At 67.1% G+C, this 24,767-nt stretch carries 24 protein-coding genes; 3 read left to right on the forward strand and 21 right to left on the reverse strand.

What is annotated here, in order from left to right:
- Positions 1 to 88: 88 nt before the first annotated feature.
- The 8 genes from AGI3411_RS00180 to AGI3411_RS00215 form a co-directional block, all read right to left on the reverse strand.
- Entirely contained in the window at positions 89 to 1,063 is a 975-nt protein-coding gene (locus AGI3411_RS00180; protein WP_129525441.1) for a CobW family GTP-binding protein, read from the reverse strand.
- 1 nt (position 1,064) lies between these two features.
- The gene (locus AGI3411_RS00185) at positions 1,065 to 2,723 is read right to left on the reverse strand and encodes an amidohydrolase family protein (protein WP_129525442.1); all 1,659 of its coding nucleotides are present in this window, start codon (positions 2,721 to 2,723) and stop codon (positions 1,065 to 1,067) included.
- Between the two features lie 5 nt (positions 2,724 to 2,728).
- Positions 2,729 to 3,976 carry a metal-dependent hydrolase family protein gene (locus AGI3411_RS00190; RefSeq protein WP_129525443.1) on the reverse strand — a complete coding sequence of 416 codons (1,248 nt, stop codon included), beginning with the start codon at positions 3,974 to 3,976 and terminating at the stop codon, positions 2,729 to 2,731.
- 26 nt (positions 3,977 to 4,002) lie between these two features.
- Positions 4,003 to 4,884: an ABC transporter permease gene (locus AGI3411_RS00195; protein WP_129525444.1), complete on the reverse strand. Its 882-nt coding sequence runs from the start codon at positions 4,882 to 4,884 to the stop codon at positions 4,003 to 4,005.
- An 8-nt stretch (positions 4,885 to 4,892) separates the two neighbouring features.
- On the reverse strand, positions 4,893 to 5,939 hold the full coding sequence (locus AGI3411_RS00200) for an ABC transporter ATP-binding protein (RefSeq protein ID WP_129525445.1): 1,047 nt from the start codon (positions 5,937 to 5,939) through the stop codon (positions 4,893 to 4,895).
- A 3-nt stretch (positions 5,940 to 5,942) separates the two neighbouring features.
- The gene (locus tag AGI3411_RS00205; protein WP_129525764.1) at positions 5,943 to 6,746 is read right to left on the reverse strand and encodes an ABC transporter permease; all 804 of its coding nucleotides are present in this window, start codon (positions 6,744 to 6,746) and stop codon (positions 5,943 to 5,945) included.
- A 283-nt stretch (positions 6,747 to 7,029) separates the two neighbouring features.
- Positions 7,030 to 8,118, reverse strand: a complete 1,089-nt coding sequence (locus AGI3411_RS00210; RefSeq protein WP_129525446.1) for a M14 family metallopeptidase — start codon at positions 8,116 to 8,118, stop codon at positions 7,030 to 7,032.
- Between the two features lies 1 nt (position 8,119).
- Positions 8,120 to 9,457: an MFS transporter gene (locus tag AGI3411_RS00215; protein WP_129525447.1), complete on the reverse strand. Its 1,338-nt coding sequence runs from the start codon at positions 9,455 to 9,457 to the stop codon at positions 8,120 to 8,122.
- Between the two features lie 178 nt (positions 9,458 to 9,635).
- Here AGI3411_RS00215 and AGI3411_RS00220 point away from each other — a divergent pair, with 178 nt between their 5' ends.
- Together AGI3411_RS00220 and AGI3411_RS00225 are read left to right on the forward strand one after the other, a co-directional pair.
- Positions 9,636 to 10,541 carry a LysR substrate-binding domain-containing protein gene (locus AGI3411_RS00220; protein WP_129525448.1) on the forward strand — a complete coding sequence of 302 codons (906 nt, stop codon included), beginning with the start codon at positions 9,636 to 9,638 and terminating at the stop codon, positions 10,539 to 10,541.
- Between the two features lie 114 nt (positions 10,542 to 10,655).
- A complete protein-coding gene (locus AGI3411_RS00225; protein ID WP_129525449.1) occupies positions 10,656 to 11,363 on the forward strand; it encodes a FadR/GntR family transcriptional regulator in 708 nt (235 codons plus the stop codon).
- A gap of 40 nt (positions 11,364 to 11,403) precedes the next feature.
- Here the strand turns inward: AGI3411_RS00225 and otnK are convergent, their stop codons facing one another.
- The 13 genes from otnK to AGI3411_RS00290 form a co-directional block, all read right to left on the reverse strand.
- Positions 11,404 to 12,663: a 3-oxo-tetronate kinase gene (gene otnK / locus AGI3411_RS00230; RefSeq protein ID WP_129525450.1), complete on the reverse strand. Its 1,260-nt coding sequence runs from the start codon at positions 12,661 to 12,663 to the stop codon at positions 11,404 to 11,406.
- A complete protein-coding gene (gene ltnD, locus AGI3411_RS00235) occupies positions 12,660 to 13,568 on the reverse strand; it encodes an L-threonate dehydrogenase (RefSeq protein WP_129525451.1) in 909 nt (302 codons plus the stop codon). The genes otnK and ltnD overlap by 4 nt, the downstream gene beginning before the upstream one ends.
- A gap of 45 nt (positions 13,569 to 13,613) precedes the next feature.
- Positions 13,614 to 14,588 carry a D-erythronate dehydrogenase gene (gene denD, locus AGI3411_RS00240; protein ID WP_129525452.1) on the reverse strand — a complete coding sequence of 325 codons (975 nt, stop codon included), beginning with the start codon at positions 14,586 to 14,588 and terminating at the stop codon, positions 13,614 to 13,616.
- Positions 14,589 to 14,598: 10 nt separating this feature from the next.
- A complete protein-coding gene (gene otnI, locus AGI3411_RS00245) occupies positions 14,599 to 15,384 on the reverse strand; it encodes a 2-oxo-tetronate isomerase (protein ID WP_129525453.1) in 786 nt (261 codons plus the stop codon).
- 28 nt (positions 15,385 to 15,412) lie between these two features.
- Positions 15,413 to 16,732: an MFS transporter gene (locus tag AGI3411_RS00250; RefSeq protein ID WP_129525765.1), complete on the reverse strand. Its 1,320-nt coding sequence runs from the start codon at positions 16,730 to 16,732 to the stop codon at positions 15,413 to 15,415.
- Positions 16,733 to 16,809: 77 nt separating this feature from the next.
- Positions 16,810 to 17,448, reverse strand: coding sequence for a 3-oxo-tetronate 4-phosphate decarboxylase (gene otnC, locus AGI3411_RS00255; RefSeq protein WP_129525454.1), 639 nt, complete (start codon positions 17,446 to 17,448; stop codon positions 16,810 to 16,812).
- Positions 17,449 to 17,606: 158 nt separating this feature from the next.
- Positions 17,607 to 18,749, reverse strand: a complete 1,143-nt coding sequence (locus AGI3411_RS00260) for a hypothetical protein (protein ID WP_244240213.1) — start codon at positions 18,747 to 18,749, stop codon at positions 17,607 to 17,609.
- Positions 18,749 to 19,888: a hypothetical protein gene (locus AGI3411_RS00265; RefSeq protein ID WP_129525456.1), complete on the reverse strand. Its 1,140-nt coding sequence runs from the start codon at positions 19,886 to 19,888 to the stop codon at positions 18,749 to 18,751. The genes AGI3411_RS00260 and AGI3411_RS00265 overlap by 1 nt, the downstream gene beginning before the upstream one ends.
- A gap of 13 nt (positions 19,889 to 19,901) precedes the next feature.
- A complete protein-coding gene (locus tag AGI3411_RS00270) occupies positions 19,902 to 20,240 on the reverse strand; it encodes a DMT family transporter (protein WP_129525457.1) in 339 nt (112 codons plus the stop codon).
- A 2-nt stretch (positions 20,241 to 20,242) separates the two neighbouring features.
- Positions 20,243 to 21,124, reverse strand: a complete 882-nt coding sequence (locus AGI3411_RS00275; RefSeq protein ID WP_129525458.1) for a decaprenyl-phosphate phosphoribosyltransferase — start codon at positions 21,122 to 21,124, stop codon at positions 20,243 to 20,245.
- Positions 21,121 to 21,744, reverse strand: coding sequence for an HAD family hydrolase (locus AGI3411_RS00280; protein ID WP_129525459.1), 624 nt, complete (start codon positions 21,742 to 21,744; stop codon positions 21,121 to 21,123). Before AGI3411_RS00280 ends, AGI3411_RS00275 begins: the two co-directional genes overlap by 4 nt.
- A gap of 235 nt (positions 21,745 to 21,979) precedes the next feature.
- Entirely contained in the window at positions 21,980 to 22,921 is a 942-nt protein-coding gene (locus tag AGI3411_RS00285; RefSeq protein ID WP_244240214.1) for an NAD(P)-dependent oxidoreductase, read from the reverse strand.
- Positions 22,918 to 23,331 (reverse strand): carboxymuconolactone decarboxylase family protein, encoded by a 414-nt coding sequence (locus tag AGI3411_RS00290; protein ID WP_129525460.1) that lies wholly within the window; start codon positions 23,329 to 23,331, stop codon positions 22,918 to 22,920. The genes AGI3411_RS00285 and AGI3411_RS00290 overlap by 4 nt, the downstream gene beginning before the upstream one ends.
- A gap of 204 nt (positions 23,332 to 23,535) precedes the next feature.
- Between AGI3411_RS00290 and AGI3411_RS00295 the strand changes: the two genes are divergently transcribed.
- On the forward strand, positions 23,536 to 24,753 hold the full coding sequence (locus AGI3411_RS00295; protein ID WP_129525461.1) for an ABC transporter substrate-binding protein: 1,218 nt from the start codon (positions 23,536 to 23,538) through the stop codon (positions 24,751 to 24,753).
- Positions 24,754 to 24,767 lie beyond the last annotated feature (14 nt).

Here is a 24,767-nt window from a genome sequence, read left to right on the forward strand (position 1 = left end):
AACGACCTCGTATCGAAGGGGAACTGACGACTTACTACGAAGCAGGCGCCGCGCCGGCATTGCCAGCCGCCGCGCCCCGGCGAAAAAATCAGGTAAGCATCTCCACGGGAGCGTCCGGGGCGCAGGCCCGGATCGCACCGGCGTCGATGTCGCGGGCAATGACGATGATGGCGTCGCGCGCGTCGGGCTGCCGCGTCAGGCGCTGGGGCGCGCTGAAGGTGGTTCCGACCGACTGGATCAAGATGGGTTCGGCGCAGTCGCTGACACGCACCACCGCCTTGACGCGCAACAGGCGCTCGCCGCAGAAGCCGGCCAGGTTGTCCAGCCATTCCGAGAAGTCCGCCCAACTGATGCCCGCACGCGCCCTCGCCGCCATGACGCGGATCCTCGGGTGCGCCGCCTGTCCGCCCGCCGCCAGCATGTGCGCGGCCAGGCCCGCCAGGTCGGCGACGCCTTGCGCGGGCGCGAACGCGGCCAGCACGGCGCGTCGGCGGTCCGGTTCGGCGATAACCGCCGCCAGGGGATTCAACGCGGCGGCGCGCGCCGCGCGCGCCTGCAACGCGGAAGGCGGCAATAGATCGGTCTTGGTCAGCACGATGCGGTGCGCGGCGCCGAACTGCGCCATCGCCTCGTCTATCTCCGCCAGCGCGTCCGGATCGCGCGCGCAGTCGTCGGTGCACACCACCGTCAGGCGCAGGCCGCGGCCAGTGAGCTCGGGATCGGCCAGCGACGCGATGACTGGCCCCGGCCGCGACAGGCCGCTGCATTCCAGGATGACCCGCTTGAGCGGCCCCGCGCCTTGCGGCCTGGGCGCGTCCAGCAGCGCGCTCAGGGTATAGACGAGATCGCTGCGCAGCGAGCAGCAGACGCAACCGTTGGCCAGCAAGGCCATCGGCACGCCATCGCTGTCGTTGGCGACGATAGCGCCATCCACGCCGACCTCGCCCGCTTCGTTCACGATCACGCCGGTATCCGCCCCGTCGGGGTCCCGCAGGTAATCCACCAGCAGCGTGGTCTTGCCGCTGCCCAGGAATCCGCAAAGCAGGAACAGATCGACCGCCATGTCAGGACGCCGCCTGCGCGCTGTCGCAGGGCGACCCTGCGGGCGAACCGCTGAAAGGCGGACGCTCGCCGTCCGGGTCGTCCGCCCAGCTGCCCTGGACCATGCCGCGCACGTCCGCCAGCAGTTCGGCCGTGTCGTACACCACGCCGGACTTGATGGTGGTTTCCAGGCAGCGCTGCCATTCGACCTGCGCCGTCTCGTCGTTCAAGCGCATGGCGCCGGTGCCGAACAGCAGCTTGAAGTCGGTCAGCGGATTCTGGTTGTGGATCAGCAGGTCGGCACGCTTCTGCACGTCGATCGACCCGGTATCGTCATCGATGCCCAGCAGCGCCGCGCTCTGGGACGTGGCCGCGCGCAGCACCTCGATCGGATGGAAGCCCGCTTCCTGCAGCAGCTCCAGTTCGCGGATGAAGCCGAAGCCGTAGATCTGGAAGATGAAGCCCGAATCGCTGCCGGCGCACACGCGGCCGCCCAGGTTCTTGTATTCGTTGATGAACTGCATCCACAGCCGGTAGTTCTGCTTCCACTCGATCTCGTTGGTGGTGCTCCAGCGGTACCAGTAGGCGCCGTGTCCGCCGCGCTGCGGCTGGAAGTACTTCCAGACTGCCCTCCATGTATATTCGTCGTGCCAATCGGCGCGGCGCGCGCGCATCAGGTCGCGGTTGGCGTCGTAGATGTTGAAGGTGGGCACGAAGGTATGGCCCAGCTCCAGGAAGCTGTCCATGACCTCGCGCCACTTGGCCGAACCCGGCTGCGCAGCCTGCATGAAGGTCTGCCCCGCGACCGCGAATCGGTAGTATTCGTCGCTGTAGTTGTAGTCGGCGGGAAACGACTGCACCACGCGGTTCTCGAACAGGGCCTCGGGCAGGCCATAGTAGTGCTCGGAACTGGTCAGCCCCCAGCGCGCCGATTTCAGCGCGTTCACCCGCGTGACGGCCATCTGCGCATGGTGGCAGCCCGAGCGCAGACCCAGCTGAGCCGCCTCGTCCAGCGCGGCTTCCATGATGGCGGGCGGCGCGCCGAAGAACTTGATGCCGTCGGCGCCGCGCGCCGCCAGCTTGCGCACCCATTCGCGCCCCTGCTCCGGCGTATGGATGGTCTTGACGCGGTCGTTGACCGCCGGGAACACCGAGTGCACCACCATGCGGGGCGCGGCGATCTTGTTGGCGGCGGACAGCTCGCGCTGCTCCAGCGTCCAGCCCAGCCCGCCCATGGCGCCCATCTCCCGCACCGTGGTCACGCCGTGCGCCAGCCACAACCGGTAAATGTAGTCGGCAGGCGGAACGATGCCGCTCATGGCGTGGTAAGGCGTGCCGATATGCGCGTGCGCGTCCACGAAGCCCGGCGTCACGAACTTGCCGTGGCAATCGATCTCGTGGTCTCCCGGGCCCGGACGCCGCTTGGGATCGATGGCCTTATGCGGCGTGCCGACGTTCACCAGCCCCGTGATCCGCTCGTTTTCGATCACGATGTCCACCGGCCCCCATGGCGGCGCGCCCGTGCCGTCGATGATGGTGGCGCCGCGCAGGATCAGGCGGGGAAACGGCCCCAGCCCGCGGTCGCGGGCCACGGGCGCCGAGGGCGGATGCCAGCCCTTGGCGGCATTGACGTCGCGGGACTCTTCGCCGACTTCCGATTGCATCTGCGTGGGATCGCTCATGGCGCCTATGCTCCCAGTCCGTTGTGTTCGATGACGCCGCCCTTCATGATCAGCGCGATGTGCTCGCCCTGGCCCAGCAGGCAGGACAGGTCGCGATAGGGGTTGCCGTCCACCAGCAGCACATCGGCCAGCGCGCCTGCCTGGATGCGGCCCAGCTGCCCTGTCTGGTTCAGGACTTCGGCGGCGGTGGTGGTGGCGCACTGGATCACTTCCTGCGGCGTCATCACCTCGGCGCGGATGCGGAACTCATCGCTTTGCAGCCGCTGCGAAGGACCCAGCAGGTCGGAACCATAGCCAATCTTCACCCCCGCCTTCTTGTAGATCTCCAGCGAATGCAGGCCGGCGGTGCGCACCGTGGCGATCTTGGCCACGGAGTCCGGCGGCAGGCCGTAGTCGGCGCCCTCGTTCGCCAGCGCTTCGTATGTCACCAGCGTCGGCACCACGAAAGCCCCCTTCTCCGCCATGTAGCGCGCCACGCGCTCATCGATCAGGTTGCCGTGTTCGATCGTACGCACGCCATTGCGGATAGCGCGCTCGATCGCGTCCGCCGTGTACGAGTGCGCCATCACATAGGTCTGGCGGCTGGCGGCCTCATCGACGATCACGCGGATTTCCTCTTCCGAGTATCCGTAGGACGCGATCGGATCCGTGGGCGAGGCGACGCCGCCGGACGCCATCATCTTGATCTGGTCGGCGCCCATCTGCAGCTCCTGGCGCACCGCCTTGCGTACGTCGTCGATGCCGTCGGCCACGCGGCCGATGTCGCCGGCGCGGAAACAGCAGCCGCAGAAGCTCATCGGCCGCAGGTGATCGGAGCGCGGACGCGGATCGCCGTGGCCGCCCGTCTGGCTGATCGCGCGGCCCGAGATGAACAGGCGCGGCCCCTTGACCGTGCCTTCGTTCACGGCGCACTTCAGGCCCCAGCCCGCGCCGCCGGCGTCGCGGACGGTCGTGAAGCCGCGGCGCAGCATCGCCGCCATGATCGGGACGGCGCGCATCATGACCAGCGCGTCCGGCAGCACGCCCTGCGTGCTGAGATTCAATTGCGTGGCCAGCACGTGCACGTGCAGGTCGATCAGCCCGGGCATGAGCGTGCGGCCCGCGGCATCGATCGTGCGCGCGGAGGCGGCGGCGATCGGCCGGTCGGAGACTTCCTTGATGACGCCGTCCTCGACCAGCACGTGCTGGCCTTCCAGCAGGTCCGCCTGCAGGGGATCGAGCAGGTTCGCGTTCTTGAACAATACAGAAGCCATGAGGAATTCCTTGTGGGGAGTCGAAGTCAGGACGCCATGGTCTTGATATAGCGGCGATGGATCAACCAGTTGGAAAGCAGGGCGATGACCAGCGTGCCGCAGACCAGGATCACGGCCAGCGCGGCGCCGAACGGCCAGTTGGAGGCGCGCGTGATCTGGTCGTACAGCGCGGGCGCCATCATGGTCAGGCCGGAGCCGCCCAGCAGCACGGGCGTGGCGTAGGCATTCATGCACAGGATGAAGACCAGCATCGTCCCCGCCGCCACGCCCGGCGCGGCGATGGGCAACACGATGCGGCGCAGCGTGGTGAAGAAGCTGGCGCCGACGTTGCGGGCGGCCTCTTCGACGGACAGATCCATGCCTTCGAGCACGCTTTGCAGCGTCAGGATCAGGTAGGGCATGACGACGGCGGTCGTGCCGATGACGACAGCCGTGGGCGTGTACATCATGCTCAGCGGCTTGTCGATCAGGCCCACCCCCTGCAGGACCGCATTCACGACGCCGGCGTTTCCCAGCGCCACCATCCAGCCGGCGGCGCGCACCACGTTGCCGACCATCAGCGGGAACACCAGCAGGATCACGAACAGGCTTTTGTACCGGCTTTGCGTGCGCGCCAGGAAATACGCCACGGGAAAGCCCAGCACCAGCGCCAGCACCGTGCACAGCCCGGCGATGCCGAGCGTCGTGAGGAAAATGTCGCGATAGTAGGGATCGCCGAAGAACTTGGCGTAGTTCTCGAACGTGAACGCGGTCTGCATGAGCTCCGCCGGATCGAAGCGGTTGAAGCTGTAGCGCGCCAGTTGCAGGATGGGAACCAGAATGATCGCCAGCACCACCAGCGATGCCGGAAACGCCAGCCCCGGCCCCAGCCAGCCCCTGCGGGGCCTGTCTTGCGTCGCGGTCGTCATGGCGGTTCCTATTGCGTGAATGCCACGCAGTCGTCCGGCTCGAAACACGCGTAGACGCGTGCGCCGGGCGCCGGCCGCGCCTGGCGCGCGCCGCCGTTGACGACCTGGCTGATCATTCGGTTGCCGCCCTCCAGCTGCACGCGCACCTCCAGGACCGACCCCAGGTAGAGCGAGGACTCGACCACGCCAGCCAGCGCGTTCCCGCCCGAGGGTTGTTCGCGCAAGCACACCCGCTCCGGCCGCACGCCCACGTGCGTGGCGCCGGCGCCGCCCGGCGCCGCGATGCGCTGGCCGGCCTCGGTCTGGAAGACGTTGTCGGCGGCGCCTTGCCCCTTGAACACGTTCATCTTGCCCAGGAAGTCGGCCACGAACAGATTGGCCGGCCGCTCATACAGCGTGTCGGGCGCGCCGACCTGCTGCACGATGCCATCGTGCATGATGGCCATGCGGTCCGCGATCGCCAGCGCCTCTTCCTGATCGTGCGTGACGAAGATGGTGGTGAGCCCCAGGCGCTGCTGCAGGGAACGGATCTCTTCGCGCACCTCCACCCGCAGCTTGGCGTCCAGGTTGGACAGCGGCTCGTCGAGCAGGAAGACCTTGGGCTCGATGGCCAGCGCGCGCGCGATCGCGACGCGCTGCTGCTGTCCGCCGGACAGCTGGCGCGGATAGCGGTCGCGCAACTCGCTCATGCGCACCATGTCCAGCACGCGCCGGATCTTGCCGTCCCGGTCCGCCTTGGGAATCTTGTGCATTTCCAGGCCGAAGGCCACGTTCTCCGCCACCGTCATGTGCGGGAACAGCGCATAGCGCTGGAACACCATGCCCGTATCGCGCTTGTGCACGGGCAGGCGGGTCACGTCGGTTTCGCCGATGCGGATGCGCCCCGCCGTGGGCGCGATGAAACCGGCGATCATGCGCAGCGTGGTCGTCTTGCCGCAGCCGCTGGGGCCCAGGAAGGCGACCAGCTCTCCTTCCCCGATCTCCAGCGAGAAATCGGACACCGCCACCGCCGCGCCGAACTGCTTGCGGATGTTTTCGATCGAGACCTTCGCCATCTTCTACACCACCTGACTGAGTTTCACATAGCGGTCGGTCACAAGCATGATGATGCCCAACAGCAGAATTTGCACCGAGGCCACCGCGGCGATGGTCGGATCCAGGTTGAATTCCAGGTACTGCATGATCGCAATGGGCAGCGTGGTGCGGCCGGGCCCGACCAGCGACAGCGACAATTCGAGGTTCTCGAAAGACACGACGAAGCTGAACAGCGCGGCGGCCACGATGGACGGGCGCAGCATGGGCAGCGTGACGCGCATGAACGCGACCGGTGCGCTCGCGCCCAGGTTGCGCGCCGCCTCCTCGATGGACCCGTCCAGGCCCGCCATGCCGGCGGTGACCAGCCTGACCGTCCAGGGAATGGTCAGGCACACGTGGGCGATCACCAGCCCGCCGAACGTGCCGATGATGTCCTGATCCAGCGCCTCTTCGGCGCGCAGATAGAACAGATAAATGCCCACGCCCGCCACGATGCCCGGGATCAGCAACGGCGACAGCAGCAGCGTATTGATGCCCTTGCTGCCCCTGAAGCGGTAGCGCGCGATGCCCACGGCCGCCAGCACGCCCATGGCCACGCCGATGAAGGCCGCCACCAGCGACACCTGCAGGCTGAACAGGAAGCCATTGGCGAACGCGGGGTTGTCCCAGGCCTTCACGTACCAGGAAAGCGTATAGCCGGACGGGGGGAAATAGAGGATGGCGTCCTTGAAGAAGCTCAGCCAGACCACCAGCACGATGGGGCAAAGCATGAACGCGTACATGAGGACCACGAAGACGCGATGCAGCCACGTTGCCCACGGGATCATCCGCAGGGGCTGCTCCCGGGTGGCCGTGACGGCCGAGGTCAAAGGAGGCGCGTTATGCAAATCCAGGTTCCTTGTCAGCTGAGGCCGGCCAGGCTTGAAATTCCCCTGAGGACTCTGCGGCCTCTGCGGTTAACCAGAGCATATAGACCGGTTGCTGCGCGGCTCAACTAGGGATAACCCATCACTAGGAAAATCCCGCACGCGCCCTGGAATGCGCGCACGGCAAGGTGCAACCTGCTGCAGCGCAATGCGGCAGCAGGTGCAACCCGGGATACAACGCGGCTTACGCTTCGAGCCCGCACAGGGCCTGCAGCACCGCGACGCGGCTCTGGCCCAGCACCATGCCTTGCCAGTCCTCCTGGCCGCAATAGAACGCATCGAGCGTGGCCTGCAGGATTTCGCGGCGCAGCACGCCGTTCGCTTCGGGATGGGCGCGCAGCCAGTTGCGGCCGCGCAGCGCGTGGACCACGTCTTCCCAGGGCAAGGTGCCGAACTCCAGCGCCATCAGGGTGGGTTCGGAATCGGGGCAGGCCTGGTAGATCAGGCCGGCCAGATGGCCAGTGATGTCCACCGAGGCGGAACTCCCCTGGTATGGCACGGCGATATCGCTGCCCCACCAGCGGCGCGCCCGCGCCACTTCGGCCTCGTCGCGGCGGCCCGCGTATATCTTCTCGCCGTGGCCGCGCGGGCCCAGGCCGGTATGCACGTCGATCCAGCCGATGCGGGCATGGCGGCTGGCGTGGGCCTGCAGGATACTGCGCAGATTCACGAGCGAAGCCGCCGGCCAGTCGCCGCCATAGAACAGGCCGTCGGGATGCGTGTACTGCCCGCGCGAAACGGCCTGGGTCACCGCCGGCCGGCCATGCTGCTCGATATGGCGGGCGAGGTCCTGCCGGTTCTGTTCCGTCGGCGGCCATTCCTGGGGCAACAGCAGCCCGTGGACCGGCCCATAGCCGGGATTCTCCGGTAGCGGGCGGCCGTCGAACGGCTGCGCATTGCGATTCAGGTCCACATTGCCTTCGTCCGTGCGCGCGACCCACGAAAAACCATAGGGATTCACGGCGTGCACCAGCAACAGGGCCACGCCGGCGCGGCGCGCCCGCTCCAGCATCGGAGCGTCATCCAGCAGCGCCAGCTGGCAGCCTGAGCCGCAAAAGCCTTCGACGCCATGCGTGGCCGACGTCATGATCAGCAGGCGCTCGGCGTTCGCGTCGCCGATCAAGGCCACGTCGGTCGCCAGCGACTCGCCTTCGCTGCCCGCGGGCGCGATGGCATAGGACTGGACGTGCGCGGCCACCGGCGCCGCCGCCGACAGGAAACGGTCGCGTGCCTGTGCGTAGCTGGAGGAGAAATAGCGGGTCGTGGATTGCATCTTATGCCTCGCGAGTATCGATTTCATGGCCGGTGCGGTCCCGGATCCAGAACAGCACCACGGTGGAAAGCGTCACGGTCACCATCAAGTACCAGGCCGGCGCCATCGGATTTCCGGTGACGTGCAGCAGCCAGGTCACGAAGAATTGCGCAAAGCCGCCGAAAACGGAAATGCCCAATCCATAGACTACCGACATGCCGGTCGTGCGCACCGCCTTCGGGAACAGTTCCGGCAGCATCGTGATCACCGGCGCGGTCTGCAGGGCCAGCAGCACCGCCAGCAAGGCGATCACCGTCATCAGCCGCCCGGTGCTGGGCGCGGACACCAGCCACTGGAAGCACGGCAGCAGGGCGAACACCGTGGCCGCGCGCGACCAGAAGATCACCTTCTTGCGCCCGGCCCGGTCGGCCAGCATGCCGACGAAGGGCGCAAGCAGGAAGCCGATGGCGCCCAGCACGACGCTGGCGAACAGCGTGGACGTGGCGGGCAGGCCCAGCTCCTTGTTGGCGTAGGCCGGCATATAGAAGCCGATGATCTGCGCGCACACCATGCCGCCGATCGCCAGCAGAATGCCTTTGACCACCAGCGCCTTGTGTTCGGCGAACACTCGGCGCAGGGGCTGGTGGCCCGCGCCCGTCCCGGGTTGCGCCGCCGCGGCGCGCGGCGGCGGCTCGAGCGTTTCTTCGAGGTTGCGCCGGATGTAGGCGCCCACCGGCACGGTCAGGATGCCGATGACGAACGGCACGCGCCAGCCCCAGGCCTGCATCTGCTCCTTGCTCAGAGCGGCCGTGAGCAGCGCCACGGTCAGCGCGCCCAGCATCACGCCCAGCGACTGGCTGCCGAACTGCCAGCTGGAATAGAAACCGCGCTTCTCCGGCGGCGCATGCTCCACCAGCAAGGTCGTCGATGCGCCCACCTCCCCGCCCGCCGCGAAGCCCTGGATCAGCCGCGCCAACACCATCAGCACCGGCCCCGCCACGCCCATCTGCGCATAGGTCGGCGCGGCGGCGATCAGCGCGCACCCCAGGCCCATCAGCCACAAGGTCAGCGTCATGGCCGCGCGCCGCCCATGGCGGTCGGCGTAGGACCCGATCAGCATGCCACCCACCGGGCGCATCAGGAAGCCCACGCCAAAGGTGGCGGTGGTCAGCAGCAGCTGCCCATAGCTCGATGCCGCCGGAAAGAAGAGCGGCCCGATGACCAGCATCAGGAACGTGAAGACGGTGAAGTCGAAGAACTCCAGCGCGTTGCCGATCGTGGTGCCTGCGATGACCCGCCGGCGCATCGCCGGCGTATGGAGATCCTGCCGGCCCGGCGCGGCGGCGATAGCGATAGACATTTTTTCCCCTTGATGTCCGTGTCGGTGGCGGCCGGCCCGTGAACCCGGATGCTGCGCCTGCCCCGTGAGCACGAATATACGGATGGCACACGATAAGGAAAAGACAGTATTTTTGTTCCAGTGAGTACTTTTTCTTATATGCTGACGCTGGTCGATTCCTGGATCCGGACCGCAGCCCATGAACCTGCGCCAACTACGCGCATTCGTACTGATTGCCGAGCACCGCAGCATCCGCGCCGCGGCGCGCGCGCTGTTCGTCACCCAGCCTGCCGCCACGCGCAGCCTGCGCGAACTGGAGCAGAGCGTGGGCGCCGAACTGGTGCGGCGCAGCGCGCGGGGCGTGGAGCTGACCGCCTATGGCGAAGCGCTGTACAAGCGCGCCGTGCAGATCCTGCAGGAAACGCGCAAGGCGCAAGAGGAAATCGGCCAGATGCGCGACGGCGAAGGCGGCACGCTGAACCTGGCGTTCAGCTCGGCCGCGCTGACGGTGCTGCCCGCCGCGCTGGCCGCCTTCCGTGCGCGCATGCCGCGCGTGGCCGTTGCCTTCAACGAGGTAGCGCCGCCCTACAGCCACGAACAGCTGGAATCGGGCCGCTACGATTTCCTGGTGCAAACCGAGTACGACGGCGACATCGACGACGGCTTCGCCCGGACCCCGCTGTTCACGCTGCCGCTGGCGGTAGGCGCGCGCACCGGCCACCCGCTGCGCCGCGCCCGCAGCCTGGCCGAACTGCACGACGCCCTGTGGCTGCTCCCCGGCAATATCCAGGCGCCGGCCAACCTGCTGCGGCTGGCGTTCGCGGCCCACAAACTGCCCCCGCCCCGCGACGTGATTCCTTGCCAATCGATCGCGGTGGCGCTGGCCATCATCGCCGAAAGCGATGCCCTGGGGATTTTCGTGCGCAATCTGTTCGACCACAGCCTGCTGCCGCGCGGCCTTCGCATGCTGCCCCTGGCGCACGAGCTGCCGGCCGCCCGCGTATCCATCCTGACCCGCGCCGATTCGCCGCCCACGCCGGCTGCGCAGTGCTTCATCGATTGCCTGCTGGAGGCGCTCGCGGCGCCTGCGCGCGCGCAGGCCTGAGCCCAGGCGGATTGGCGCCGCGGCGCGGCCAGGCACCCAGTACCGGTTATCATCGACGCTGCCCGTGCCAACGGCCCGCAATGCGCCGGCCGGCCTTTCCTGCTCTTCTCATCCATGGCGTTTCCCCGACTTCCCTCCCCGCCCACGCTGACCGATACCGTTGCCAAACGGCTGCGCGCCGAAATCGATGAAGGCCGCGTGCTGCCCGGCGCGAAGCTGCCGACCGAAACCGCGTTGGCAGAGCAGTTCGGCGTCAGCCGCACCGTGATCCGCGAAGCCGTCTCCCGGCTGCGCCAGGACGGCGTGGTAGAGGCCCGGCAAGGCAGCGGCGTATACGTCACCGGTTCTACGGGCAACCGCGCCCTGCGCATCGACGCGGCCGAGCTGTCCTCGCTGGACGCCGTCCTGCACATCGTGGATCTGCGCCGCGCGCTGGAAACCGAAATCGCCGCCCAGGCCGCCTCGGTGCGCAAGAAGCAGGACATGGCCGACATCGACGCGGCCCTGGCCGCCATTTCGCAGGCGGTCGACAACGGCGGGGACGGCGTAAAAGAAGACGTGGACTTTCACCGCAGCATCGCGCGCGCCACCGGCAACCCCTATTTCATGACGACGCTGGCGTTCGTCAGCCAGTTCATGGAAGCGGCCACGCGCGTGACGCGCGGCAACGAGGCGCGCCACGCGAGCCTGATGCGCGACGTACTGCAGGAACACGCCGCGATCGTCGAAGCCATCCGCAAGAAGGACGTGGACGGCGCGCGCGAAGCCGCCCGCATCCACATGGTGAACGCGGCCAAGCGGCTGAAACAGGCACACCGGTAGCGGCCGGGGCTTGCCCCCGGAGGCTACCTGTTCGCGCGGGTCAATCCCGGCGGAACGCCTTGGTGAAGAAATCCCGGGTCCCGAAATTGCCCGACTTCAGCGCGATGCTGACATCGCCCTGCGCGGCCGGCGCGTAGCCGGCGCACCAGGGCACGCCCGGATCGATCTGCTCGCCGATGGCGATCTGCTCCAGGCCCAGCGCCTGCACGACCGCGCCCGAGGTCTCGCCGCCCGCCACGATCAGCTGGCGCACGCCGCGCTCGACCAGGCCGGTCGAAATGCGCGCGATGGCGGCTTCGATCAGCGATCCCGCGCGCTCGACGCCCAGCGCGCCCTGGGCCTGCTTCACCTGATCGGGCTGCGCGGTGGAATAGATCAGCACCGGGCCATCCTGCAAACGCGGCTCGGCCCAGGCCAGCGCCTGGCCCACGACGTCCTCCCCGGCCGCCAGCCGCAACGGATCCAGCGCCAGGGCCGGCCGCCCGCTTTCGATGAAGGCCGCCACCTGCCCATTGGTAGCCGTGGAACAGCTGCCCGCCACCACGGCCTGCAGGCCGGGCACGAGCGCCGATTCCGTCTTGCCGGCGGGCGACAGGCCCCAGTTGGCCGGCAGGCCGATCGCGACGCCGGAGCCCGCCGTCACCAGGGGCATGCCGCGCAAGGCCGGCCCCAAGGCCAGCAGGTCCTCGTTGGACACCGCATCCACGATGGCGATCTCGATGCCCTGCGACGCCAGTTCGGCGATACGGGCGCGAATGACCTCGCTGCCGCGCGCGACGACACTGTAATCGATCAGGCCCACCTTGCGCGACGTCTGTGCGGACAGCACGCGGACCAGATTGGGATCGGCCATCGGCGTCAGCGGATGATGCTGCATACCCGATTCGTTCAGCAGCACGTCGCCCGCGAACAGATAGCCTTTGAACACCGTACGCTTGTTGTCCGGAAACGCCGGCGTGGCGATGGTGAAATCCGTACCCAGCCGCGACATGAGCGCATCGGTAACAGGCCCGATATTGCCTTGTGGCGTGCTGTCGAAAGTAGAGCAGTACTTGAAGTAGATCTGTTCGGCGCCCTGCGCCTGCAGCCAGTCCAGCGCCGCCAGCGACTGCGCAACGGCTTCATCCGCGGGCAGGGTGCGGGTTTTCAATGCCACGACCACCGCGTCCGCGTCGCCGCGCAGCGGCGTCCCGGGAACGCCGATCGTCTGCACCGCGCGCATGCCGGCGCGCACCAGATTGTTGGCCAGGTCGGTGGCGCCCGTGAAATCGTCGGCGATACAGCCCAGTTTGATGGTCATTTCGGCTCCGGCAGGGAAATCCCCGGAAAAATCTTGATCACGGCGCTGTCGTCCTCGCGGCCATGTCCGGCTGTGGACGCCTGCATGAACATCTGGTGCGCGGTGGACGCCAGCGGCAAGGGGAACTTGGTATGGCGGGCGGTATCCAGCACCAGGCCCAGGTCCTTCACGAAGATATCGACCGCCGAAAGCGGCGTGTAGTCGCCCGCCAGGACGTGGGCCATGCGGTTCTCGAACATCCAGCTATTGCCCGCGCTGTGCGTGATCACCTCGTACAGCGCATCGGCGTTCACGCCTTCGCGCAGGCCCAGCGCCATGGCTTCCGCGGCGGCCGCAATATGCACGCCGGCCAGCAGCTGGTTGATGATTTTGACCTTGCTGCCCGCCCCGGCCCGGTCGCCCAGGCGGTAGACCTTGCCGGCCATCGATTCCAGCACGCCGCCGCAGGCCTCGTAGGCCGCCGGACGGCCGGCGGTCATCATGGTCATGTGGCCGGAGGCGGCCTTGGCCGCGCCGCCGGAAATGGGCGCGTCCACATAGAGAATGCCCTGCTCGGCCAGGCGCGCTTCCAGCGCGATCGACCAGTTGGGATCCACGGTGGAACACATCACGAACACTGCGCCCGGGCGCAAGGCCGCGGCGATACCGCCCTCGCCGTACAGCACCGCCTCGGTCTGGTCTGCGTTGACGACCACGCTGACCACGATGTCGCAGGCGGCCGCCATGTCGGCCAGCGCGGCGCACGCCACCCCGCCCTCGGCCGAGAAAGCGGCGGCGACGCCGGGCCTGATGTCGTAGGCATGCACCTCGTGGCCTGCGCGGCGCAGGCTTTGGGCGATGCCGGCGCCCATGGCGCCCAGGCCGATGACGCCGACGCGGCGCGGGGAAGTTTGCGGATTGCTCATGGTTTCATCGTCCAAAATTCGAGGGCGGGGCAGCCAGCGGCGCGTTCAGCGCGGCAGGTCGTCGGCCATATAGGCCCGGATGATCTCCGCGAAGTCGCGATCGCCCTTCAGGCCCAGCCCGGCGGCCCGCGCCGTATCCCACCGGCCCGGCCAGCTGCCGACAATGCGCTCGACGCGCTCGTCTGCCTGCCAGGTGATGCGATCGGCGACCTCGTCGCCCGCCACCTCGCGCAGCGCCTGCTCCATCTCGGCCACCGTAACGGAAACGCCCGGCAGGTTGATCGGCCCGCCCTCCGCCACGGCTTGCGACGGCAGTTCGCAGCCGGCGATCAGCGCCTGGATCGCGCCGCGCGGCGACAGCAGCCACAAACGCGTGTCGGCGCCCACGGGGCACACCGCGGCTTCACCGTTCAGGGGCTCGCGGATGATGCCGCTGGCGAACGACGAAGCCGCCGCGTTGGGACGGCCGGGCCGCACGCTGATGGTGGGCAGACGCAGCACGCGGCCATCGACGAAGCCGCGCCGCGTGTAATCCGCCAGCAGCAGTTCGGCGATCGCCTTTTGCGTGCCGTAGGAAGACTTGGGATTGAGCGCGGTGTCGTCGCGCACGGTTTCGGGCAAGGCGCCGCCGTACACGGCCACCGAGCTGGTGAAGATCACGCGCGGCTGGTGGCCCAGCGCGCGGCAGGTCTCCAGCAGCGCCCGCGACGCATCCAGGTTGATGCGCATGCCCAGGTCGAAATCCGCCTCGGCCTGGCCGCTGACGATGGCGGCCAGGTGGAAGACGACACGGGTGTCCGTGCCGATGGCCTGTTGCAGCACGGCCGGGTCGGCGATGTCGCCCACCAGCGAACGCACGCGCGGATCGGTCAGCGCGTCGGCCTTGGCGACGTCCAGCAGGTCGATCTGCGTGATGGCTTGCGGCGCGCCGCCGTCCAGCGCCAGGGAACCTTGTTCCAGCAGTTTTCGGGCCAGCCGCTGGCCCAGGAATCCGGCGCCGCCGGTGATGAGTATTTTCATGATGGGGTGCTCAGTGGTTGGCAAGATAGGGTTGGGCCCAGCCCAGGCCTTCGGACGTGCCGGCCTTGGGACGGTATTCGCAGCCGATCCAGCCCGTATAGCCCAGCGCGTCGATGCGCTCGAACAGATAGGGATAGTTCAGTTCGCCCAGGTCTGGCTCGTGCCGGTCGGGCACGCCGGCGATCTGGATGTGGCCGATGCCTGCCATGTCGCGCTGCAGCTTCACGGCGATATCGCCCTCGACGATCTGGCAGTGGTAGATGTCGAACTGCACTTTCAGGTTGTCCGCGCCGACCTCGGCGCAGATGGCCTGGGCGTCATCCTGCCGGTTGAGAAAGAAGCCGGGGATGTCGCGCGTATTGATGGGTTCGATCACCACCGCTATGCCAGCCGGCGCCGCAGCGCGCGCCGCCCACGCCAGGTTCTTCAGATAGACGTCCCGATGCGCGGCCCGGTCCTGCCCGGAGCCGATCAGGCCTGCCATCACATGAAGACTGCGGTTGCCAAGCGCGGCGGCGTACTCCAGCGCCTGCTCGAACCCGCGCTGGAATTCGCTTTCCCGTCCGGGCAGGGAAGCGATGCCCCGCTCGCCGGCCGCCCAATCCCCGGGCGGCGCATTGAACAGCGCCTGCGTCAGGCCGTTTTCCTCCAGCCGCGACTTGAGATCGGCGGCCGCGAACTCGTAGGGAAACAGGAACTCCACGCCGGAGAAGCCATCCCCCGCCGCCGCCTTGAAGCGGTCCAGGAAGGGATGTTCGGTGTACATCATGGTCAAGTTGGCAGCCAGACGAGGCATTGCGATTCCTTGTGAACGTGAGGGCACGTCAGCGGTTGACCAGCTTGGCCGGCGTGAACCAGACCGCGATGGCACCCACGACCAGCACGCCCGCCAGCACGTACATGCCGGATGCGGTGGAGCTGGTCAGGTCTTTCAGATAGCCGATCATGTAGGGGCTGGCAAAGCCCGCCAGGTTGCCGACCGAATTGACGATGGCGATGCCCGCCGCCGCCGCGGTGCCCGACAGGAACGCCGTCGGCAGCGACCAGAACAGGGGTGCGCATGTCAGCACGCCGGCTGCCGCGAGCGACAGGAAGATCAGCGACACCACGGTGTTGTCGGCGAAGGATGCCGCAACGGAGAAGCCCACCGCGCCGAACAGCGCCGGCACGATCAGGTGCCAACGGCGTTCGCGGCGCTTGTCGGCCGAATGGCCCAGCAGGTTCATCACGACGATGGCGCAAATAAAGGGAATGGCGCTGAGCAGGCCGATATTGAAGGCGCCCGTGACGCCGGTCGACTTGATCAGCGTCGGCATCCAGAATGTCAGGCCGTACTGGCCGGCGACGAAGGCGAAGTAAATCAGGCACATCCACCAGACGCGCTTGTCGGCGAACACGGCGCGCAGCGAGTGCTTTTGCGAGCCCGTCTGCTTCTGGTCCAGCTCGATTTCGCGGGTCAGCAGCTTCTTTTCATCGTCGCTCAGCCACTTCGCACTGGAGATGCCGTTGTCCAGGTACATGATGGTCGCCACGCCGATGAGCAGCGCCGGGATGGCTTCGATCAGGAACATCCACTGCCAGCCCTGCAGGCCGTGCGTGCCGTGAAAGGCCTCCATGATCCACCCGGACAGCGGGTTGCCGAAAATGCCGGCCACCGGAATGGCGGACATGAACAGCGCGATGATCTTGGCGCGGCGATGGGCCGGATACCAGTATGTCAGGTACAGGATCACGCCGGGATAGAAACCCGCTTCGGCCAGGCCCAGCAGGAAGCGCAGGATGTAGAAGCCGGTAGGCGTCTCGACGAACATGAACATGCCCGACAGGATCCCCCACGTAATCATGATGCGCGCGATCCAGATGCGGGCGCCCAGCCGGTGCATGAGCAGGTTGCTCGGCACTTCGAAAAGGAAATAGCCAATGAAGAACACACCGGCGCCCAGGCCGAACACGGTTTCGCTGAACCCCAGGTCCTGCGACATCTGCAATTTGGCGAAGCCCACGTTGACGCGATCGAGGTAGGCGATCACGTAGCAGAGCATCAAGAACGGCACCAGCCGCCAGAACACCTTGGCGTAGGCGCGCGCGGTTTCGCGGGTTTCCGGCGTTGCCGCGGCGGGCTGCGCGCCGAGCGTCGTTTCCATCGGGGGCATGCAAGTCTCCAGGAGGATGCGCCTGCCCGATCCGCAGGCACGCGGCCGGGCGGCTTTGTCGGGAAAAATCAGTAGCGTGCGCCGAAGGTGGCGCGCAGTTCTTCAATGGCCTCGGTGCCCAGGGGCGCCGGACGGGGATCGCTCATCAGCCACAGCCGGGCGGTTTCTTCCAGCTCTTCCAGGGCGTAGGACGCATGCGACACGGAGCGTTCCCACACCACGGGGCCCAGCCGCTCGAACAGCGCGCCGCGCACCTGCGCCGCGACGGCGGCCACTTCGGCCGCGGCCTGCGGATCGCCGGGGCGGCGATAGCCGATCAGCGGAATCCGCCCCACTTTCATGACTTGATACGGCGTGATGGGCGGCAGCACTTCATCGGGCCGCCACACGCCCGCCAGGGTCAGCGCCACCAGATGGGTGGAATGCGTATGGACCACGCCGCGCGACTCGGGGCTGGCGCGATAGATACCCTGGTGCAGCACCAGGGTCTTGGAAGGCTTGGCGCCCGACACCCAGTTGCCGGCCAGATCGACCTTGGCCAGTTCGGCGGGGTCCAGGCGGCCCAGGCAGACGTCGGTGGGCGTGATCAGCCAGCCGTCATCCAGCCGGGCGCTGATGTTGCCTGCCGCGCCGACGGTGTAGCCGCGGTTGTACAGGCTGGCGCCGACGGTGCAGATTTCTTCGCGGATGCGGGATTCTTCAGCCATGGAACGCCCCTGTGCGGCAGGGACGGCGGGACGGGAAAGGCGGCTGCGGGGCCAGCATGATGACGTGTCTCTAGGATAAAGTTATCGGGTCATCATACAAATTTAGGGCTCACAAAAACACAGGGTAAACCCGCTATCGACGTAACAAAGGGAATCGCTCAGGCGGGCGCGCCGCCGCTGCGGCCCGGCGCGGCGGCGCCCATCCAGGCCGTCAGCGCCATCGCCAACAGGCCCAGAAGCGAGGGATACAGGATGCTGAGATTGCGCGCCTCTCCGGCTGCCGCGAACAACAGGAACAGCGGCACGTTGACGGCGAGCGCCGCCCAGATGTGCAGGCGGAAGGCCGCCGGCAGGCGCCCCCAGCCGATGGCGGCCACACCGGCGATCATAAGCATCATCACGGCGCTCAGGCCCTTGGGCAGCGTCACGCCATAGGTGCCTTCCGTGCGGAACCAGTTCCCCGGATCCAGGAAGTAGTACAGGTTCGCGCCGGGCTGGAAGCTGACCGTGCCGCCCGGGTTGCCCGCGTAGCGGATCTTCAGCGCGAGATACACGCAGCCGCACACGAACATCAGCAGGCCCACGGCGCCGGCCGCCTTGAATCGCGACAGGTTGAGCCTGAACAAGGGATATAGCGTCGCCACGAAGAAGAAGAACGCTTCCTTGTTCCACGTTGCCCCCGCGGAGACCAGCGCCAGCAAGGCCAGGCGCGCCGCCGCGCGCGCGGAAGATTCCGGGGGAATGCGCCATGCCAGCAATATCGCGCAAACCATGAACAGGACTTCCAGGAAGTCGTAGAAGAACCCGCCTTCGGTCAGGAAAAACGGCAGCAGGAGCGCGACGACCAACGGAGCCGCCGTTGCCGCCGGCGCGCTGGCCCCCATCCGCAGGCAGAGCGCACGCATCGCGAACAGCGCCCCGAGCAGGGCCAGGAAGGTCAGGTAGTAGACGATGTGGTAGCGCAGCGTGACGGCAGGCTGCATCGCCTCGGATTCCGGGTAGCGCATGGCCAGCCCGGAACGGCTGTTCAAGCGGCGCGGGTCCGCCAGCCGTTCGGATATCCGCTCCACGGCGCTGGCGGGCAGCAAGGCCTGGATGCCATTGGCCACGGCGGGCACGAGCTGCCGATACACATAGGGCCGATACGCCGTGCCATCCACCATCGACGCAAGCGAATGGGGCCCGTGGCCGTCGTTGAGGCGCCACTTCGTGTAGAAGCCATTGAACGCGGCTGCGGCGACGACCACGTAGAGCAACCCCATCAGGAAGCGGCGGTAGCCCGTCGCGTTGAAGAAACGCATCACTGGATTGGCGCCGCGGCGAGAGGTTTGCGATCCGCTCGAGGTTGCAGCCACAGCGTCAGTGCAAGCGCCATCAGGCACGCCAGCGAGGGATAGAGCATGCTCAGGTTGCGCACCTCGCCGGGCGAGCAGAACAGCAGGAACAGCGGCAGGTTGATGGACAGGGCCAGCATCGCATGCTGGCGCAGGGTCTGCGGCAGGCGCGGCCAGCCGGCTGCGGCGATGCCCGCGCACGCCAGGAAACTCACGATGCCGAAGCCGCGCGGCAACAGCACGCCATAGGTGTTCTCCGTGCGCAGCCAGTTGCCGGGATCGGCATAGAAGCGCAGGTTGTCCCACAGCTGGTAATCCACCGTCGTGCCTGGGTTCCCCGCATAGCGCATGCGCAGCGCCAGATAGACGCAGCCGCTCACAAAGAGCAGGCCCGCCACCAGCGCAGCGGCCTGCGCGCGCGGCAGATTACGGCACAGCAACGGATACACGGTGGGCGTGAAAAAGAAAAAGGCTTCTTTGTTCCAGGTCGCGAGGCCGACCAGCACCAGCAGGAACGCCAGGCGAAGCGGCGTGCGCCGCGACGCCCCCATCGCCAGCAGGACGGCGCTCATCATGAAGAGCAACTCGACGAAATCGTAGAAGTACCCGCCTTCAGTCAGGAAGAACGGCAGCAGCAGCGCGACGATGGCGGGCGCCGCCGTCGCGGCCACCGCGTCCGCGCCGGCCCGCAGGCACACGCGCCGCATCACGAACAGCGCGGCCAGCAGCGCGAAGAAGGTGAGGTAATAGATGATGTGATAGCGCAAGGTGACGGCCGGCATCAGCGCTTCCGATCCCGGATAGCGCATCGCCAGCCCCGAGCGGCTGTTCAGCCTCCGGGGCTCCGCCAGGCGCTCGGAGATGCGCGCCACGGTTGCCTGCGGCAGCGCGGCCTGGATCCCGTTGGCCAATGCTGGCATGAACTGCCGGTACACGTAGGGGCGATGGGCCGTGCCTTCGACCATGCGCGACAGGCTCAATGCCGGATGCCCGTCGTTCAGCCTCCACTTTGTATAGAAGCCGTTCATGACGGCGGCCGCGATGACGACATAGGCGCAGGACAACAGGAACCAGCGATAACCCGCGCTTTCGAACAAACGTCTCATGGAATTCATATGCCTATTTCGACAGCAGGAAGACGCCGATGGCGATGAAGGCGGCTCCCGCCATGCGCACGGCCGAGATCGACTCGGCGCCGGACAGCAGGCCATAGCCGAAGACCCCCGCGATGGCGCAAGCCACCATCAGCGGATAGGCCAGGGTCAGGTCCAGTTGCCGCAGCGCCAGTGCGTAGAAACCGAAGCCCAGCCCATAGGCTCCGATCGCCGCCAGATAGGGCAGCACCTGCCCCAGAAGCGACGCCGGCAGCCCAGCGGGCGAGCCCGCCCCCGCGGCCTTGAGCGCCACGCTGGCCGCCACGCTGCAAGCCCCGCTGAGAATCAGCCACAGATATGCCATCTTCAAGTTCCCACGAGCAAGACCACCACGATCACCCAGGCCAGCACCGCCATGCGTATCTGGCTGTCGGCCAGCAGATCGCGGCCCGGCTCCTCGCCCGACCCGCCTCTGTACAGCAGGTACAGATAGCGAAAGACGCCGAAGGTCACGATGGGCAGGGTAAGGACCAGGTGCTGGGTGCCATGCAATGCCGCGGTCTCGGCATCCACCGTGTACAGGCCATAGGTGAGCAGGCTGGCGCTGGCGGTAATGGCCACCAGGTTGTCCAGCAGCTGCGCGCTATAGTGGCGCAGCACGATGCGCGTGCTGCCTTCCAGGGCGAGCACGCCGCCCGGCACCGCGACGATCTCGGCGCGCCGCTTCGCGAAGCCCAGGAACAGCGTCAGCATGAAGCTGCACAACAGCATCCAGCGGGACGGCTTGATGCCTGCCGCATAGGTGCCGCAGGCCAGGCGGAGCATGAAGCCGGCGGCGATGCAGAACACGTCGACCAGCACCTTGTGCTTCAGGCGCAGCGTATAGGCGATGTTCAGCGCCAGGTAGCAGGCGACCACCAGCGCCACCGGCCATTGCCCGAACGCCAGCGGCAGCCCCAGGGCGCCGCAGAACAGGATCGCGATCAGCACGCGCGCCTGCCGCAGGCCGACCAGGCCGCTGGCAATGGGGCGATAGCGCTTCTTGGGATGGGCGGCGTCGGCCGCCCTGTCGAAATAGTCGTTCAGCACGTAGACCGCGCTGGACGCCATGCAGAACGCCACGAACCCCACGGCCACCTTGAACGCCAGATACGGATCCGCCCAGCCGTGGCTGAAGATCAGCCCGATCAGCACGAAACCGTTCTTCAGCCATTGCTGCGGGCGCAGCAGGGAAATGATGGCGTTCATGGCTTGACCGCCTGGCCGCGATACCAGGCGTGCTGCGCGGCATCTATCATCGATTGGTCGCCGCGGCTGTCGCCGTAGGCATACAGCTCGTAGCGACCCTGTGGGCCGAAGCGTTCCGTCAGGCGGCGCATTTTTTCGGGGCCCCAGCAATTGGGGCCGTCGAAATCGCCGGTGAGCCTCCCCTCTCCATCAATCGACATCCGCGTGCAGATCAGGTCGTCGAAACCCAGATGGCGCGAGGCCTCTTCCAGATAGATGTCCGGCGACGCGCTCACCAGGACGCAATGGTCGCCGCGCTGCTGATGCCAGCGCAGCCGCTCGACCAGCGCGGAGCGCAGGGGGATGGTGTGCACCCATGCGCGCGCGATGCGAGCCAGCTCGGCGCGCGAACGGCCTTTCAGCGCCGCCCGGCATAGCGCCGCCTTGGCGTGCTCATTGCTGCGCAGGCGCAGCGCGAATCCCGCCAGCGCGGGCGCGGCCGCCAGGAGGGCCCCAAGCAACCTGGTCCATGAAAGATGAGCCAAAAAGGGGACGAACGTGTCACGCCGGGTCAGGGTACCGTCGAAGTCGAAGGCCGCGATCACGCGTGGAAGAACGGGAAACTGCGAGTGTGGGGGCATTGCTGCTTTCGCTACCGCGTCCGGCCATGCCGGGACTGCCGCCGACTATGCCCGAGAAAGCCCGGCGCTTGGAGCGCGGGCGCGCATTATCAGACGATGGCCAATCTGTACGGCGGGTCCCGCGGACCGCGTTCGCTATATGTCAATTATTGTGTATTTGTAACATATATTGCGAAAGTTCACTGCAACCTGCCCATTCTTATCTTGCGCGGCCCGGGCCGGGCCGCGTGGAGCCTCAGCCCTTCTTCGGCCCCAATTCCACGCCCGCCAACTGCTCCGACAAACGGGCGACCGCAGTATGGTCCTGCCCCTTGCCCAGCGTCTTGCCCGCCGAGGCCCACAGTTCGCGGCACAGCGACGCGAACGGCGTGGGCGTGCCGGTGTCGGTGGCGATGCCCAGCGCGATGCCCAGGTCCTTGACCATCAGATCCAGGCCGAAGCCGGAATTGAACTGGCGCGACAACACGAACTGCTTGAACTTCTTCTGCGTGGAGTTGTTCATGCCGGTCGACGCATTGAGCACGTCCACGATCACGTTCGGATCCAGGCCGAATTGCTGGCCGATCAGCATGGCCTCGACGCCGATCAGGAAGCCCCCCGCCGACACCAGGTTGTTCAATGCCTTCATTGCATGGGCGCTGCCGACGGCCCCCACGGGCGTGATCGACGTGCCCATGCTGGCCAGAGCCGGACGCACCCGTTCGAGCGTTTCCGCAGACCCGCCGAACATGATCGCCAGCTCGCCGGTGCGGGCGCGCGGGACGCCACCGGACACCGGCGCGTCCACCATTTCGCTGCCCGCGGCGGCCACGGCCTGGGCCAGCCGCTGCGTATGCGCCGGCACGCCCGAGCTCATGTCCACCACGACGCTGCCCGGGCGCAGGCCCGCCAATACGCCGTGGTCTCCGCCCAGCACCTGTTCGACGATGGCACTGGTGGGCAGCATGGTGAAGATGATGTCGGCCTGCGCCGCCAGCTCGGCGCAGGTGGCGGCGGCCTGTCCGCCTACCTCCTTGGCGAACTGTTCGGCCTGGCCCGGCACCGCGTCGAAGACCGTCACCGCGAAGCCGGCCTGCACCAGCCGGGCGGCCATGGGCCAGCCCATGCTGCCGATGCCGATCAGGCCGACCCGTGCCTGGGGCGCGTTCATTGGACTGCCTTCGTGCGGCGCGCTCATGCTTGCGCCTCCTTGAAGGCGCCCTCTTCCTCCAGCACCTGGTTGGCCACCTTGAACGCGTCCAGGCCTGCGGGAATGCCGCAGTACACCGTGGCCTGCAGCAGGATTTCCTTGATTTCCTCGACCGTCACGCCATTGTTCAGCGCGCCCTTGACGTGCAGTTTGATCTCGGCCGGGCGGTTCAGCGCCGTCAGCATGGCCAGGTTCAGCATGCTGCGGGTTTTCTTTTCCAGGCCGGGACGGCCCCAGGTGTAGCCCCAGCACCACTCGGTGGTGATGTGCTGGAAGGCCATCATGAATTCGTTGGCGCGGGCGAGCGAACCATCCACGTATTCGGTGCCCAGCACTTCGCGGCGCAGGTTCAGGCCTTGGTCGAACAGGGCCTGGGTTTCGGATTTGATGTCTGCCATGGTTGCTCCTCTTTGTGGCGGTGGCCGGCGAGGATCAGATTCCGCGCCGTGATTTTGTCTGATTGTCCGGCAAAGATCGCCGAATCGTCAATAGTCAGATTGTCTGACAATATTCTTGACCGATTGAAAACCACGAACAATAATTGGCCCAGAGCGCCGGGCTGGCTGCCGAGCGCCATCCTCGAAAAAAGCCAGGAGACAACCATGAAAACACCCCAACAGGCGATCCGCCGCGGGCGCAGGGAATTCGTCACCGGTCTCGGCGCCGCCGCCTTGGCGGCAAGCCTGCCCGGCCGCGCGCTGGCCGCAGCATCCGAAGTCAATGTCGGCGTGATCTTGCCGCTGTCGGGCGCCAACGCCCAGTTCGGCATCAACTCGCGCCAGGGGCTGGAGCTGGCCGCCGATGAAATCAACGCGGCCGGCGGCATCAAGGCCCTGGGCGGCGCGAAGCTCAAGCTCATCATCGCCGACGCCACGTCGCAACCCACCACGGCGGCAACCGTGGCGCAACGCCTGATCACGCAGAACCGCTGCGTCGCCATCATCGGCGCCTATGCGTCGTCGCTGACCCTGGCGGTGTCGGAAGTGACCGAGCGCCGCGGCATTCCGCTGTTGACCATGTCGTTCTCGGACGTGCTGACCGAACGCGGCTTCAAGCACATTTTCCAAGTGGTATCCAAGGGCTCCGTGCTGGGCCGCGCGCAATACGACTATGCCGCCTCGGTCGTGGCGGGCGCCTCGGAGATCAAGAAGATCGCGCTGCTGTACGAAGACACCGCCTACGGTACGTCGCAGGCTGTCGGCGTGCGCAACGCGGCCAAGGCCGCGGGCGCGCAGATCGTGCTGGACGAGGCCTACCCCCTGGGCATCACGGACGTCACGCCCCTGATCAGCAAGCTGCGGGGGTCCGACGCCCAGATCGTCTTCCCTATTTCCTACCTGAACGACAGTCTGCTGATCATCCGCGTCATGCGGCAACAGCGCCTGACCGTGCCCGTCGTAGGCGGCGCCGCCGGCTACGTCATTCCCGACTTCGCGAAGGCGCTGGGCCAGTATTCGCAGGCCGTGCTGTCGATCGCGCCCGCCAACTACGACCAGGCGCCCGAATACACCGAGCGCTACCGCAAGCGGTTCGGCACGTTCATGCCGCACGAGGCGCTGGAGCACGCGGTATGCGCCGGCGTGCTGGCGCAGGCATTGGAAGTCGCCGCCTCGGACAAGCCCGAAGCGGTGTCCAAGGCGCTGCGCGCGCAGAAATACGACCAGGGCTGGGCCGGCGTGATGTCGGGCGGCGGCGTGCATTTCGACGCCAGCGGGCTGAACACGATGGCGCAGCCCATCATGGTCCAGTGGCAAGACAACGAACTGGTGTCGGTCTGGCCGCAGGCATTGGCCAAGGGCCGCGTCATCAGCGCAACCTGAGCGCGGCGCGCACG

Origin of the sequence: Achromobacter agilis, from assembly GCF_900496965.1 — a bacterium.
Taxonomy (GTDB): Bacteria; Pseudomonadota; Gammaproteobacteria; order Burkholderiales; family Burkholderiaceae_B; genus Achromobacter; species Achromobacter agilis.

What these genes read in the sequence shown, in the direction of transcription:
- AGI3411_RS00180 (WP_129525441.1), bottom strand. Translation starts at nt 1,063, where the DNA reads ATGGCGGTCGATCTGTTCCTGCTTTGCGGATTCCTGGGCAGCGGCAAG.
- AGI3411_RS00185 (WP_129525442.1), bottom strand. Translation starts at nt 2,723, where the DNA reads ATGAGCGATCCCACGCAGATGCAATCGGAAGTCGGCGAAGAGTCCCGC.
- AGI3411_RS00190 (WP_129525443.1), bottom strand. Translation starts at nt 3,976, where the DNA reads ATGGCTTCTGTATTGTTCAAGAACGCGAACCTGCTCGATCCCCTGCAG.
- AGI3411_RS00195 (WP_129525444.1), bottom strand. Translation starts at nt 4,884, where the DNA reads ATGACGACCGCGACGCAAGACAGGCCCCGCAGGGGCTGGCTGGGGCCG.
- AGI3411_RS00200 (WP_129525445.1), bottom strand. Translation starts at nt 5,939, where the DNA reads ATGGCGAAGGTCTCGATCGAAAACATCCGCAAGCAGTTCGGCGCGGCG.
- AGI3411_RS00205 (WP_129525764.1), bottom strand. Translation starts at nt 6,746, where the DNA reads ATGATCCCGTGGGCAACGTGGCTGCATCGCGTCTTCGTGGTCCTCATG.
- AGI3411_RS00210 (WP_129525446.1), bottom strand. Translation starts at nt 8,118, where the DNA reads ATGCAATCCACGACCCGCTATTTCTCCTCCAGCTACGCACAGGCACGC.
- AGI3411_RS00215 (WP_129525447.1), bottom strand. Translation starts at nt 9,457, where the DNA reads ATGTCTATCGCTATCGCCGCCGCGCCGGGCCGGCAGGATCTCCATACG.
- AGI3411_RS00220 (WP_129525448.1), top strand. Translation starts at nt 9,636, where the DNA reads ATGAACCTGCGCCAACTACGCGCATTCGTACTGATTGCCGAGCACCGC.
- AGI3411_RS00225 (WP_129525449.1), top strand. Translation starts at nt 10,656, where the DNA reads ATGGCGTTTCCCCGACTTCCCTCCCCGCCCACGCTGACCGATACCGTT.
- otnK (WP_129525450.1), bottom strand. Translation starts at nt 12,663, where the DNA reads ATGACCATCAAACTGGGCTGTATCGCCGACGATTTCACGGGCGCCACC.
- ltnD (WP_129525451.1), bottom strand. Translation starts at nt 13,568, where the DNA reads ATGAGCAATCCGCAAACTTCCCCGCGCCGCGTCGGCGTCATCGGCCTG.
- denD (WP_129525452.1), bottom strand. Translation starts at nt 14,588, where the DNA reads ATGAAAATACTCATCACCGGCGGCGCCGGATTCCTGGGCCAGCGGCTG.
- otnI (WP_129525453.1), bottom strand. Translation starts at nt 15,384, where the DNA reads ATGCCTCGTCTGGCTGCCAACTTGACCATGATGTACACCGAACATCCC.
- AGI3411_RS00250 (WP_129525765.1), bottom strand. Translation starts at nt 16,732, where the DNA reads ATGGAAACGACGCTCGGCGCGCAGCCCGCCGCGGCAACGCCGGAAACC.
- otnC (WP_129525454.1), bottom strand. Translation starts at nt 17,448, where the DNA reads ATGGCTGAAGAATCCCGCATCCGCGAAGAAATCTGCACCGTCGGCGCC.
- AGI3411_RS00260 (WP_244240213.1), bottom strand. Translation starts at nt 18,749, where the DNA reads ATGCGTTTCTTCAACGCGACGGGCTACCGCCGCTTCCTGATGGGGTTG.
- AGI3411_RS00265 (WP_129525456.1), bottom strand. Translation starts at nt 19,888, where the DNA reads ATGAGACGTTTGTTCGAAAGCGCGGGTTATCGCTGGTTCCTGTTGTCC.
- AGI3411_RS00270 (WP_129525457.1), bottom strand. Translation starts at nt 20,240, where the DNA reads ATGGCATATCTGTGGCTGATTCTCAGCGGGGCTTGCAGCGTGGCGGCC.
- AGI3411_RS00275 (WP_129525458.1), bottom strand. Translation starts at nt 21,124, where the DNA reads ATGAACGCCATCATTTCCCTGCTGCGCCCGCAGCAATGGCTGAAGAAC.
- AGI3411_RS00280 (WP_129525459.1), bottom strand. Translation starts at nt 21,744, where the DNA reads ATGCCCCCACACTCGCAGTTTCCCGTTCTTCCACGCGTGATCGCGGCC.
- AGI3411_RS00285 (WP_244240214.1), bottom strand. Translation starts at nt 22,921, where the DNA reads ATGAGCGCGCCGCACGAAGGCAGTCCAATGAACGCGCCCCAGGCACGG.
- AGI3411_RS00290 (WP_129525460.1), bottom strand. Translation starts at nt 23,331, where the DNA reads ATGGCAGACATCAAATCCGAAACCCAGGCCCTGTTCGACCAAGGCCTG.
- AGI3411_RS00295 (WP_129525461.1), top strand. Translation starts at nt 23,536, where the DNA reads ATGAAAACACCCCAACAGGCGATCCGCCGCGGGCGCAGGGAATTCGTC.